The following is a 12828-nucleotide window of genomic DNA, read 5'->3' as shown; positions in this document are numbered from 1 at the left end:
CATGTGATCAGTCATGCATGGGCACGTACCCACGTTTCTTGTCGACCACGTTCGGAAGGGGCTTTCCAGCTGCCCAAAGTTCATACAGGTCGACGAATTGTTCGCCCAGCCGGTCACGCCAGCCGATCGTGTCGCCACTCATGTGCGGAGAAATGATCAAACTCGGCACGTCCCACAGGCGGCTTTCCGGATCCAGAGGTTCCGATTCAAAGACGTCGAGGGCCGCTCCCGCGATCCACCTCTTGGTGAGCGCCTCGATCAGATCCGGCTCGACGACGAGCTGGCCGCGGCCCACATTGACGAAACGCGCGGACGGCTGCATCAGTCCGAAGAGCCGCGCGTCGAACATCCCGCGCGTCGCGCCGGTGAGCGGAGCCGCGCAGATCACCCAGTCGGCGCGGGTCAGCAACTGGTCCAGCTGATCGGCCGCGTGCACCCCCGGGCGGGCGGTACGGCCCGTGACGGCGACCGTCACGTCCAGCGCGCGCAGCGTGGCGGCGATGGCCCGGCCGATGGGTCCCGCGCCGACGACGACCGCCCGGCTGCCCGCGACCCGCAGCCCTTCGCGGTGCCGCCACCGGCGCTGGCGCTGCAGCTCCAGGGTGCCGGGAAGGTCCTTCGCCATGGCGAGGACCAGACCCGCCACGTATTCGGCGATGGGCTCCTCGAAAACGCCCCGGGCATTGGTCACGACGGTGTCGGAGCGGATCAGTTCGGGACAGAGCAGCCGGTCCACCCCCGCGCTCGCCGTGTGCACCCAGCGGGGCCGGGGGCCGGGCCCCGGCCAGGCGTCGCGTACCGCGTCGGAGGTGAAGTCCCAGACCAGCAGGGCGTCGGCGGAGGGGAGTTGCGCGGCGAGGGTGCTCTCGTCGGCGTACCGGACATGGGCGCGGCCGGTGAGCCGGCCGAGCCGGGGCGGCGGATCCGCGTTCAGGACGAGGAGCGTGGGCACGGGCGGCACGGATGACGCGGACGACACGGATGATGAGGACGGTTCAGGCATGGGGGACACCCTTCTGCCGGGGCTGAGCCCGCCGGAGGCCGGGCCGCGGGGACCGGGCCGGGCCGGGTGGGTCCGCCGGTTCGATCAGGCCACTCCCGGGGCCGGTATCCGATCGGGCCCGGGGCGAATCCCTTGGTACGACGATGCCCCGGCATTTCCCGGAGGCAAATTCCGTGCAACATGAGATGGGCCGATTGACCACGCTCGCACCTGGCTCCTACCGTCGTCAACAAGGGCTTGATTAGGGGGCAAGACATGGAAGTCTCCTTTCTGGGCGGGCCGCAGCCGCAGCGTGGTGTCGGCGTGGTCGCTCCGTTCGATTTCGCACTCGACCGCGAATTGTGGCGGTGGGTGCCCGACGAAATCTCGCTGCGCGTGACGCGGACCCCTTTTGTGCCGGTCGAGGTCTCCCTCGACCTGGCGCGGCTGGTCAGCGAGCACGAAACCCTGGGCGAGGCCGTGCGGGCACTGGGGGCGTCCGAGCCGGAGGTCATCGCGTACGCCTGCACATCGGGGAGTTTCGTCGGCGGAGCGGCCGGTGAGCGGGCCATGTGCGAGGCCATGACCCGGGCCGGCGAGGTCCCGTCGGTGACCACGTCGGGGGCGCTGGTCGAGGCCCTGGAGGAGCTGGGCGCGAGCCGGATCGCGCTGGTGACGCCCTATACGGAGTCGGTCACCCAGTCACTGGAGGAGTACCTGGCGGAAGTGGGGGTAACGGTCACGGGTCGCGCTTTTCTGGGGCTGACCCGGCACATCTGGAAGGTGCCGTACCGCTCGGTCGTGGACATGGCGCGGCAGGCCGTCGTCGGGGCGGCCGACGCGCTCTTCATCAGCTGTACGAACCTGCCGACGTACGACGCGATCCCGCAATTGGAGGCCGAGCTGAGGATGCCGGTGCTGTCCGCCAATCAGGTGACGATGTGGGCGGCGCTGCGCAGGCTCGGGGCTCACGCGGTCGGTCCCTACCAGGGACTGCTGCTCGACCGGCCGCTCGCGAGCGAGGTGCTGCCGGTGCCGCCGGTGCTGCCCGTGCTGCCCGGACCTTCGGTGGAGCCGCTGCTGGCGGACGACGACCGGGTCGTGGACGAGCGGATCATGGCCGACGACCGGATCATGGCGGACGGCCGGCTCGACGCCCTCGACGCCATGGAGACGATCGACGCGGTCGTCCCGGTGGAGTCCCTGGGGCCCGTGGAGTCGTTCGAGCCCCTGGCGGCGGTCGAGGTGTTCGGGTCCGGGGACACGTTCGGGACCGGAGACACCTTCGGGACCGGGGAGGCGCTGGGAGCGGGCGAGCCGTTCGGCCCGGCGGAACCGTACGGAGCCGCCGATCCGCCGGCCGGAGCGGTCGGCACGGTCGATCCGGCCGGTACGGTCGATCCGATGGGCGCGGTCGGGCCGGCCGCCCCGTCGGCGGCCGGACTGAATCCGCCGGCCGGACCGGTGCCGCCGGTCGGTCCCCCTCCGTCGGATGACGCCCGCCCGCCGTTCGAACCGCTGCCGTGGGTGCGGGCCCTCCCGCCGGTGCTCCCCGGCGGGCCGGTCACGCCCGTGGTCCCCCTCGGCCCGCTCCCTCCGGGGCAGGGCGCGGGGCACGGCCCGGGACAGGGACCGGGACGGCAGGACCGGGCGACGTCGGAGTCTTCGGCGGAAGAGCCGCCACCGTTGCCGGACGACACGGAAGGATGGACATGACCACCGTCGGCTTCCTCTACCCCGGACACTCCGCCGAGGACGACTACCCGCGCATGGAAATGCTCTTCGGCAGCGACATCAGGCTGCAGGTGGTCCACACGGACATCGGGGAGGACGCCCACCGCGTCGACGCGCTCCTCGAGATGGGCGCGGACGCACGGCTCGCGGCGGGGGTGGAGGAGCTCCGGCTGGCCGGTGCCGAGTCCGTCGTCTGGGCCTGCACCAGCGGCAGCTTCGTCTACGGATGGGAGGGCGCGCACGCGCAGACGCGTGCCCTGGCCCTGGCGGCGGGACTGCCGGCGTCGAGCACGTCGTTCGCCTTCGCCCACGCCGCGCAGGCGCTGGGCGCCCGGCGGGTGGCCGTCGCCGCGACCTATCCGGAGGATGTCACGGCCCACTTCGTCGCCTTCCTCAAGGAGGCGGGCATCGAGGTCGTCGCGGACCGGGCGAGCGGGATCATCACCGCCGCCGAGGTGGGCACCTGGGAGTGGGACCAGGTGCGCGCGCTGGCCCGAGCGGGAGACCATCCGGACGCGGAGGCCGTGCTGATGCCGGACACGGCCCTGCACACGGCGGCGTACCTGCCGGCGCTGGAGGAGGAGCTGGGCAAGCCGGTCCTCACGGCGAACCAGGTGACGGTCTGGGAAGGGCTGAGGCTGGCGGAGCGGCGCGCGTGGACGCCGAAGCTGGGCACGCTGTTCGCGCGCCGTCCGTGACACCCGCCGTCCGTGACACCCGCCGTCCGTGACACCCGCCGTCCGTGATGCGCGGTGGACGGGGCCCCGTGGCCGAGTGCCGTTGGTGAGTGGCGGCGGGGAATAACCGGAGATGCCCTCCTGTTGGCCGTGGCGACACGTGACGCCATACGCGGGAGGGTTTGACCGGTGGACGACGAGAGCCGAGGAGCGACGGGCGCGCATCCGGACACGGACACGGCGGCGGATCCGGCCGGGCGGACCGGGCGGGCCGCTCCGGACGGGGCGGGCCGAACCACCGCCGACCCGGCGACCGGCCGGGCGACCGACGCGACGACCGAGGCGACGGACGGGATCCGGGGCACCGCGTACGGCTCCGCTCCCGTTCCCCTGTCCGTACTGGACCTGGTCACGGTGGGCAGCGGCTCCACCGCCGGCCACGCCCTGCGCACCAGCGTCGCCCTCGCGCGGCTCGCGGAACGCCGCGGCTACCAGCGGCACTGGATCGCCGAGCACCACTCCATGCCCGGGGTCGGCTCGTCCTCCCCGGCCGTGATCCTCTCCCACCTCGCCGCCCACACCGACCGCATCCGGCTCGGTTCGGGCGGCGTGATGCTGCCCAACCACGCGCCGTTGGTGATCGCCGAGCAGTTCGGCACGCTGGAGGCGCTGGCGCCGGGCCGGATCGACCTCGGACTGGGCCGCGCGCCCGGCACCGACGGCGCGACGGCCGCCGCCCTGCGGCGTACGGACCGGCTGAACGAGGGCGCCGACGACTTCCCCGAGCAACTCGCCGAGCTGATCCGCTTCCTGGACGACGACTTCCCCGACGCGCACCCGTACTCCCGTATCCACGCGGTGCCCGGACCGGTCCAGGGGCCCACCGGCCGGCCGCCGGTGTGGCTGCTCGGCTCGTCCGGTTTCAGCGCGCGGCTGGCCGGCATGCTGGGGCTGCCGTTCGCGTTCGCCCACCACTTCTCCGCGCAGAACACCATCCCGGCGCTGGATCTCTACCGCGATTCCTTCCGGCCCTCCTCGGTGCTCGACGCCCCCTACGCCCTGATCGGTGTCGCGGCGCTGGCCTGCGAGGACGAGAACGAGGCCCGGAGGCAGGTGATGACCGGGGCGCTGTCGATGGTGCGGCTGCGCACGGGCCGCCCGGGGCTGGTCCCCACGCCGGAGGAGACCGAGGCGTACCGGTTCAGCCCGATGGAGCGGGAGTTCGTGGACTCGTGGCTCGGCAACATCGTCCACGGCACACCGGACGCGGTACGGGACGGCCTGAACGACCTTCAGAAGCGCACCGGAGCCGACGAGTTGATGATCACGGCCAACGCGCACAGCGGTGACCTGCGCGTACGCAGCTACGACCTGATCGCCGACGCGTACGGCCTGCCGACGGAGGGCTGAGCCCCGGGGCCAGGGGCTCCACTTCCGCGCCCGTCCGAGGCCGATTGTCAGTGCCGTCTCCTAGCGTGTTCGTAGTGGGAGGCGGCGCGGACGGAAAGCCGCTCCCGGAACAGGGAGAGGTCTGTCATGACGCGTGCGACGACGTACCTGGAGCTGTCCCAGGAGGGCGGCGGGGCGCACAAGTTCTACGAGGTGACCGTGGAGGGGACGGTCGTCTCGGTGCGCTACGGGCGGATCGGCGCGGGCGGTCAGACCCAGGTCTCGTCCTTCCCTACCGTCGCCAAGGCGCAGGCGGCGGCGCGGAAGAAGATCGGCGAGAAGGTCCGCAAGGGTTACGCCCCGGCGGTCCAGGGGCAGCGGGCGGCCCGTCCGGTGACCCGCCGCCAGGTCACCTCGGCGCCGTCCACGGCCCGCCGTGCCGCGCCCGTGCTCTGGCGGTTCCGGACGGGATCCGCGGCGTTCGGCATCCACATCGACGAGGACCGCTGCTGGGTGGGCAACCAGGACGGGGACGTCTACACGCTGAGCCACGGCGGCGAGGTCCTGGCCCGCTACCAGCTCCCGGACGGCGTCAAGTGCCTGGTGGCGGACGACTTCTGGATCTACGCGGGGTGTGACGACGGCAAGGTGTACGACCTGTCGTCCAAACTGCCGCACGCCGCCTACGACATCGCGGCGGATGTCGACATCTTCTGGCTGGACATCCACGAGGGCGTGCTGAACGTGTCCGACCACGGCGGCGGTCTCACGGTCATCGACCACGAGGACGAGCACCAGTGGGCGCGCAAGTCGACGGGACAGTACGCCTGGATGGTGCGGGCGGACGGCAGGGCGGTCTACCACGGGCACCACCAGGGCGTGACGGCCTACGAGGCGGGCGGCTCGGCGGAGTTGTGGCACACCCGGACCAAGGGCGCGGTGCTGTTCGGCTGGCAGGAGGACGACTCGGTGTACGCGGGCACGTCCAACCACGTCGTCCAGCGGCTGTCGAAGACGAGGGGCACCATCGAGGCGACGTACGGCTGCGACGCCCCCGTGTACTCCTGCGCGACGGCGCCGGACGGCCGTTTCGTCTTCGCCGGGGACAGCTCCTCCTCGGTCTACTGCTTCGCGGCGGACGGGACCCGGCTGTGGAAGCTGGGCACGGGCGACGGCTCGGCGCTGTCCATGCAGTACCTGGACGAGAAGCTGTACATGGTCACCACGTCCGGCGCGCTGCTGTGCGTGGACGCGAGCGACGCCGCGATCCGGGCGGCGGAGCAGGGCTCGGTCCCGGTGCCCATGGACATCAAGTCGACGGCGGCGCTGCCCACATACACCCCGGCCACGACCGTGCAAGCGGTCTCGTCGGTGTCGTCGGTCTCTTCCGACGCGGCCGGCGGGGTGGTCGTGGAATGTATCCAGGACGGCGGGCGACTGCGCGTGCACGTGGTCTCGGAGGGCTACGAGCCGACGTGGAACGTCCAGTTCCCGCGGGCGATACGCGAGGCGGGCACCCGCTATGTCGTGGACGCCCTGCACCCGGCCCAGGCCGGCTTCTACCGGGTACGGGGCGAGATCAGGCGCCTGGTCTGAGGGCCGGGCCGGTCGGGCCCGGCGGGTACGGGCGGGGCGCCCGTACCCGTACGACGCGACGCGAGAGGCGAGGCGTGAGGCGTGAGGCGTGAGGATCAGGAGGAGGCGCCTTCGGCATCGTCCGGACGCGTGGCCGGCCTGCGGGCCAAGAGGTATGCCTGGGGGGTCCGCTCTCCGCTCTCGCGGGCGCGCTCCAGCCGGGCGCCGATCTCGAACCCGGCCTTCTCCAGCGGCTCCGCGAGCCGGTCGGGCATCCAGCGGTGGTAGTCGAGGTCTGTCCGCTTGTCGAAGGCCGTGGGCAGGTGGAAGATCCCGTCGCCCACCTGGAAGGCGAGCAGCAGGCGGCCGCCCGGGGCCAGTACCCGGTGGAACTCGTCGAACAGCTCGTGGACGTCCTCCGGTGGGGTGTGGATGATCGAGTACCAGGCGACGATGCCGCCGAGCGCTCCGTCCGCGATGTCCAGGGCGGCCATCGACCCCACCTCGAACCGCAGGTGCGGGTGGGCGCTCCGGGCCACCTCGATCATGGCGGGTGACAGGTCGACGCCGAAGACGTCCAGGCCGAGCTCGTTCAGGTTCGGCGTCAGCCGGCCGGGGCCGCAGCCGAGGTCGGCGACCGGGCCGGAGCCGTCGGCGATCACGAGTTCGGCGAAGGCACCGAGCATCGCCCGCCCCCAGGTGTCGGCCTCCAGCGCCCGGCCGAAGGTCTCGGCGTACTCGACGGCGATGGCGTCGTAGCCCGCCCTGGTGGTGCGGAGGTAGGAAGGATCGGTCATGACCGAGCACAGTAGCCCCCCGCCCGGCTTCGCCGCCGGGAGATTTCGCGGGCGCGGGGCAACCTTTGGGAGCGCGGCGGAGACAAGGGGATGTGAGCCGGCGTGACGGCGTGACGGCGTGACAGCGTGACAGCGCGGCGGACCGAGGACTGCTCCACGGGCCGACGTCGGCTCCGTACCCCCCCACTCACAGGAGGAAGAGCCGCCATGTTCTCAACCCCACTCCGCTCCGCGGTGATCGCCGTCGCGGCCGGGGCCCTCTCCCTGATCGGGTTCAGCGGGCCCGCCCTCGCCGTGCCGGCCGCCACCGCCACCACTACGGGCACCGCCGCCTCCGGCGCCCCGGCCGTGGCCGCCGCCTGGAACCCGCCGAGCAATCTGGTCCAGCCGCTGGACCAGGTCTGGCGGCACGTCGAGTCGACGTACCCCAACCTGTACGGCTTCAAGAACTACGGCTGGGACCAGGTGATGGCCAACAGGGGCACCCTCAACTACTGCGTCCGCTGGGACAGCGACCAGCCGGTCACCGCCCAGATGCGGGACGAGATCCACACCGCCCTCCAGCGGCAGTCCAAGAAGTGGATCGACTCGGTCGCCGGCTTCGAGGGCTTCCCGTACGCCACGGTCCCGGTCAAGATCGTCGGCTGGGCGGTCAGGGACCGCTCCACGCTCCAGTGGACCGACAACTCGGTCGACATCTACACGAACATCATCGGCGAGGGCGCACCGCAGTGCGCGCCCGACTGCGGGCGGTTCTTCCACCAGGACGGCAACTACTCCAAGTGCCCCGGCGGCGCGGCCCGCCACTACGACCAGTCGCTGTGGCTGACCAAGGGCTTCGGCGGCGGGGCGGGCGGAGACTGGGGACAGCGGGTCGGCAGTGAGTACATGCTCGGCGCGCGCAACCAGGACAACATCCACATCCTCCTGCACGAGATAGGGCACACCTACGGGCTGGACGACTTCTACGACTGGACGCCGACCGGTGTCGGCGGCTTCCTCATGCAGGCCGGGACCGCCGACCGCATCACCGAGTTCGACCAGTGGATGTACCGCGACTTCTGGCGCCACCTGAAGAGCCGTTACGGCCTCTGACGCACGCCGGGGCAACCCACGCCGAACCGCACACGCCCGGCCGGGCGTCTGAGCGGGCGCTCACGGGCGCTCAGACGTTCGGCCGGCGCGCCGCGATCATCTCGGCGATCCGCTCCGGCGCCACGGGGCGCGAGAACAGCCACCCCTGCCCGGTGTCGCAGCCGATCCGCTGGAGTCGCGACGCCTGCCCGGAGGTCTCCACGCCCTCCGCCGTGACCGTCAGCCCCAGCCGGTGCGCCAGCTGGACCATCGCCTCCACGATCGTCTCGTCGGCCGGGCTCGGGTGGACCCCCTCGTCGTAACGGAAGCCCCGCACGAACGAACCGTCCAGCTTGAGGACCGAGACCGGCAGCCTGCTGAGGTAGGCGAGGTTCGAGTAGCCGGTGCCGAAGTCGTCGATCGCGATCCGTACGCCCATGTCGCTCAGGGCCTGGAGCGCCTGGAGCGGACGGCCCGCCGAGCCCATCACGGCCGACTCCGTCAGCTCCAGTTGCAGCAGGTACGGCGCGAGCCCGGTCTCCGCCAGGATCTCGGCGACGTCCGCGACCAGGTCGGAGTCCCAGACCTGCCGCACGGCCACATTGACGCTCACGAACAGCGGTTTGGTGTCCGGGTGGTCGCGCTGCCACTGCCGCGCCTGACGGCATGCCGTCCGGAGCACCCACCGCCCGAGCGGGACGATCGAACCGTCCTCCTCCGCGATGCCGATGAACCGATTCGGCGACAGCGTGCCGAACTGCGGGTGGTTCCAGCGCACCAGCGCCTCCACCCCTCGTACGACCCCGTCGGCCATCCCCACCAGCGGCTGGTACTGGAGCGTGAACTCCTCGCGCTCCACCGCCGGCCGCAGCGTCGAGGTGAGCGCCTGACGGGTCATCCGGTGGGCGTTGCGCTCCGGGTCGAACAGGGTCCAGCGGGCCTTGCCGTCCGCCTTCGCCCAGTACAGCGTGGTGTCGGCGGCCTGCATCAGACCCGTCGGGGTGGTGCCGGCCACGGCCCGCTCCACGACACCGATGGAGGCGGAGACGGCGAGCCGCTGCCCGCCCAGGTCGAACGGCCGCTGGAGCGCGGCCAGGACGGAACGGGCCAGCCCCGCGAGCTGTTCCGTGCCGGTGGAGTCCTCGACGAGGATCGCGAATTCGTCGCCGCCGAGCCGGGCGACCAGATGGCCGCCGCTGCGGGTGTATCCGTCGTGGTCGGCGCACTCGGTGAGCCGGGTGGCGACGGCGGCCAGGAGCTGGTCCCCGGTGCGATGGCCAAGGGTGTCGTTGATGGCCTTGAAGCCGTCGAGGTCGAGGTAGCAGAGGCCGATCCGCCCCGTTCCGCCGTGGCCGGGACCGTACACGTCGGCCTCGGCGTCGGTATCGGCGTGCGCGTGGGCGGGGTCGTACGGTCTCGTGCCGCGGGGTGTGCCGCCCCCGTACGGTCCGCTGTCGGCGTGGGACCTGTCCGCCTCGTGCGGTCTGTCGGCCTCGTACGGTCTGCTGTCGCCGTACGCGCCATGGCCGTAGGGCCCCTCGCCGTGGTGCTGCTCACCGTACGGCAGGCCGCGCTCGTAGGCCCGGCCGCGCTCGTAGGCCAGGCCGCGGTCGTAGGTCCGGCCACGCTCGTACGACGTGCCCTCCAGTGCCGCCGTGAGCCGTTCGAAGAACAGCGTGCGGTTGGGCAGCCGCGTCACCGGGTCGTGCATCTGGAGGTGGCGCAGCCGCGCCTGGAGGTCGCGCCGGTCGCTGATGTCCGCGATGGACAGCAGCACCGTGCCGCTCTCCGGCAGCGGTGAGACGGTGACCTCGGCCCAGAGCGTGCGCCCGTCGGTGTGCTTGAGGCGGCGCGTGCAGCGGAAGCGCGCGCGGCGGCTGTCGAGGACCGCGCGGTAGGCGTGCCAGGTGCGGCGGTCGGAGGCGAGGTCGACGAGGTCGGCCGCGTCCTGTTCGATCAGTGTGCCGGGTTCGGCGCCGAGGAGCGCGCCGAACGCCTCGTTGGCGCCCAGGACCGTGCCCTCGCGGTCGAGTACGGCCATGGCGAGCTGGGCGGTCCGGAAGGCGGCGCGGTAGTCGTGCGACTCGGCGGCGGTCGTGCCGGTGACATGACGTTCCGGGAACGAGCCGGCGTCCGGCGCGGTCGGGGGTGGGGACGGGACGGCCGGCGGTTCCACGGTGCCGGACGTGGCGACCGTCGCAGGATGCGGTCCTTCGGAGGTTCCGCTCACGGATCGCTCCCGCGGTGCAGTCGTGTCGTACATGGGGGTGTCGGTCGGCTGGAGAAAGTGTGCCGATCATAGAGGGAGGCCGGGCGGCCGTTCCAGCTCCGCCCCCGGAACAGGCCCGTAGCCGGTGGCGGCGGTCACCGCGCGAACGTTTCTGCGCGACCGTGGCCTGAGATTATTCGCTTTAGACCGGTTGTGACATGTCCTGTATGTGTGGAGCGCGGGCGCGGGCGCGGGCACGGGTGTGAGGCGGGAGTCTCACCTGGATGGGGCGCCAAAACAGGACGGTTCACAGCCCCGGTGCACAGGGTGGGGAAGGTGTCCCCCCATTCCCTGGCCGGAGGTCGATGTGGAGCGTCCGCAGCCGTTCGGGGGCGTGGTGCCGACCGCCCGGCCGCCCGGCGGCGTGCTGCCGCCCGGCCGTACGCCACCGGGCGGCGGGGCGGAACGCCCGCGTCCACGCCGGTTCGCCGCCGCCGTCACCTCCCTCCTGGCGTTCGCCGCCACCTCCCTGGTGGCGGGGCCCGCCGCGGAGGCGACCTCCGAGGGGCCGTGCGCCCTGCCCCGTACCGCCGCCCACCACTCCCTCGGCCTCACCACCTGGAACAGGGCCTATCCGCGCCCGGTCCGTTCCCTCGACGCCGTCATGATCTTCCTCTCCTTCCCCGACTCGACGCCCCGGTCCGACCCGGCCGAGCTGGTGGCCGACCACTTCCCGGCCACCAGCCGGTTCTACGAGCGGGCGTCGTACGGGGCCTTCACCCTTCACCCCCACCCACAGCTCCGATGGCTGCCGATGCCGCGCGCGTCCACCGCCTACGGGATGCGCCGCGACTGGGAGCCGGCCCGGCGCACGGCCTATCTGCGCGACGCGCTGGCCGCCGCCGACCCCTCGGTCGACTTCTCCCGCTACGACCTCGTGTACCTGGTGGCCGACCCGGACGCGCCGGGTGTCGACTCCGACGCCACCAAGGTCGTCAACTTCGACCGGCCGATGCGGGCGGACGGGACGGACATCCGGCGCGTCGTCACCGTCTTCGAGCGCCATCCGCCGGACCGCAACGTGCTGGCCCACGAGACGGGGCACATCTTCGACCTGCCCGACCTCTACCACCGGCCGACCGACGGCAAGGGGGACTGGGACACCTACGTCGGGGACTGGGACGTGATGGGCAGCCAGTTCGGGATGGCGCCCGATCTCCTCGCCTGGCACAAGTGGAAGCTGGGCTGGCTGGACCGGCGACAGGTGCGGTGCGTGGCGGCGTCCGGCACGAGCCTGCTCACCCTGGAGCCGGTGGCCGCGCCGCCCGTCGCCGGCCGGCGTACGGGCACGAGGCTGGCGGTCGTCAGGACCGGCGAGGACACGGCCCTCGCCGTCGAGGCGCGCGCCGCGACCGGCAACGATCTCCACACCTGCAAGGAGGGTGTCCTGATCTACCGGGTGCGGGGCCGGGTGCCGTCGGGCGGCGGTCCGGTCGAGGTGGTGGACACCCACCCGGGCAGCCGGGCCTGCTGGGACCGGTCGGTGTACCCGCCGCTGGCGGACGCGCCGCTGGGGGTGGGCGAGACGTTCACGGTGCCGGGGGAGCGGCCGGGAGAAGGGACGCGGGTGGAGGTCTCGGACCGTACGCCGGCGGGCGCCTGGACGGTCAAGATCACGCCGGGCGTGTGAGGGGCGGGCCGGCGGCGCCCCCGGGCTTCACCGCTCGGCCCGGCCCCGCCTCGGTGCCACGCGGACGTGCGCGCGTTCGCCCTGTTTGCCGATGAGGCTCAGGAACTCGACGGGACCGGCGCCGGCGGCCCCGAACCAGTGGGGGGTGCGCGTGTCGAACTCCGCGGCCTCCCCGGGTTCGAGCACCAGGTCGTGTTCCCCGAGTACGAGGCGGAGCGTTCCGTTGAGGACATAGACCCAGTCGTAGCCCTCGTGGGTGCGCGGGTCGGGTTCGGCGCCGTCGCTTCCGGCCGGGAGGACGAACTTGTAGGCCTGGATCCCGCCGGGTCTGCGGGTCAGCGGCAGGACGACCGAGCCGTCGCCGCAGGGGATGGGACGCAGGTTGACGCGGGGGTCGCCGGTGCGCGGCGCGTCGACGAGCTCGTCGAGTGTGACCCCGTGGGCGCGGGCGAGCGGGAGCAGCTGCTCCAGCGTGGGACGACGCAGCCCCGCCTCGAGCCGGGACAAGGTGCTGATGGAGATGCCGGTCGCCGCCGCGAGGTCGGCCAGCGTGACGTTCCGACGCGTCCGAAGACGTTTCAGCCTCGCTCCGACAGCGTCAAGAGTGCGGTCGATGGCTTCGTCCATCCGGCCATTTTGCCATTCGGCAACGACGTTTGCGTATCCGCCTTCCCCGTCAGCACCATCGAGAACGCACCGGG

The 12828-nt window shown here is 72.2% G+C and carries 9 protein-coding genes and 1 pseudogene; 6 read left to right on the top strand and 4 right to left on the bottom strand.

Annotated features, from left to right (window positions below):
- Positions 1-7: 7 nt before the first annotated feature.
- The gene (locus ACU6P3_RS11845) at positions 8-1003 is read right to left on the bottom strand and encodes a D-2-hydroxyacid dehydrogenase (protein ID WP_447197102.1); all 996 of its coding nucleotides are present in this window, start codon (positions 1001-1003) and stop codon (positions 8-10) included.
- A 255-nt stretch (positions 1004-1258) separates the two neighbouring features.
- Between ACU6P3_RS11845 and ACU6P3_RS11840 the strand changes: the two are divergent.
- The 4 genes and pseudogenes from ACU6P3_RS11840 to ACU6P3_RS11825 all read left to right on the top strand — a co-directional run.
- Positions 1259-2041: pseudogene (locus tag ACU6P3_RS11840) on the top strand (maleate cis-trans isomerase family protein); the annotation flags it as partial.
- Positions 2042-2694: 653 nt separating this feature from the next.
- Positions 2695-3414: a maleate cis-trans isomerase family protein gene (locus ACU6P3_RS11835; protein WP_447197101.1), complete on the top strand. Its 720-nt coding sequence runs from the start codon at positions 2695-2697 to the stop codon at positions 3412-3414.
- A gap of 333 nt (positions 3415-3747) precedes the next feature.
- Positions 3748-4803, top strand: a complete 1056-nt coding sequence (locus ACU6P3_RS11830; RefSeq protein ID WP_447197854.1) for an LLM class flavin-dependent oxidoreductase — start codon at positions 3748-3750, stop codon at positions 4801-4803.
- A gap of 126 nt (positions 4804-4929) precedes the next feature.
- Positions 4930-6378, top strand: a complete 1449-nt coding sequence (locus ACU6P3_RS11825; RefSeq protein WP_447197100.1) for a WGR domain-containing protein — start codon at positions 4930-4932, stop codon at positions 6376-6378.
- A 95-nt stretch (positions 6379-6473) separates the two neighbouring features.
- On the opposite strand, the gene ACU6P3_RS11820 is transcribed toward ACU6P3_RS11825, so the two are convergent.
- Positions 6474-7154 carry a class I SAM-dependent DNA methyltransferase gene (locus tag ACU6P3_RS11820; protein WP_447197099.1) on the bottom strand — a complete coding sequence of 227 codons (681 nt, stop codon included), beginning with the start codon at positions 7152-7154 and terminating at the stop codon, positions 6474-6476.
- A gap of 207 nt (positions 7155-7361) precedes the next feature.
- Here ACU6P3_RS11820 and ACU6P3_RS11815 point away from each other — a divergent pair, with 207 nt between their 5' ends.
- Complete coding sequence (locus ACU6P3_RS11815; RefSeq protein ID WP_447197098.1) at positions 7362-8249, top strand: hypothetical protein; 888 nt, start codon at positions 7362-7364, stop codon at positions 8247-8249.
- 70 nt (positions 8250-8319) lie between these two features.
- Here the strand turns inward: ACU6P3_RS11815 and ACU6P3_RS11810 are convergent, their stop codons facing one another.
- On the bottom strand, positions 8320-10458 hold the full coding sequence (locus ACU6P3_RS11810; protein WP_447197097.1) for a putative bifunctional diguanylate cyclase/phosphodiesterase: 2139 nt from the start codon (positions 10456-10458) through the stop codon (positions 8320-8322).
- Positions 10459-10834: 376 nt separating this feature from the next.
- On the opposite strand from ACU6P3_RS11810, the gene ACU6P3_RS11805 reads away from it, so the two are divergent.
- Positions 10835-12127 carry a M6 family metalloprotease domain-containing protein gene (locus ACU6P3_RS11805; protein WP_447197853.1) on the top strand — a complete coding sequence of 431 codons (1293 nt, stop codon included), beginning with the start codon at positions 10835-10837 and terminating at the stop codon, positions 12125-12127.
- A 27-nt stretch (positions 12128-12154) separates the two neighbouring features.
- Here ACU6P3_RS11805 and ACU6P3_RS11800 read toward each other — a convergent pair whose 3' ends face one another.
- Positions 12155-12754 (bottom strand): helix-turn-helix domain-containing protein, encoded by a 600-nt coding sequence (locus ACU6P3_RS11800; protein ID WP_447197096.1) that lies wholly within the window; start codon positions 12752-12754, stop codon positions 12155-12157.
- Positions 12755-12828: the final 74 nt, after the last annotated feature.

This window comes from Streptomyces hebeiensis (assembly GCF_052983195.1).
This window is presented reverse-complemented; position numbering and strand designations above follow the sequence as displayed.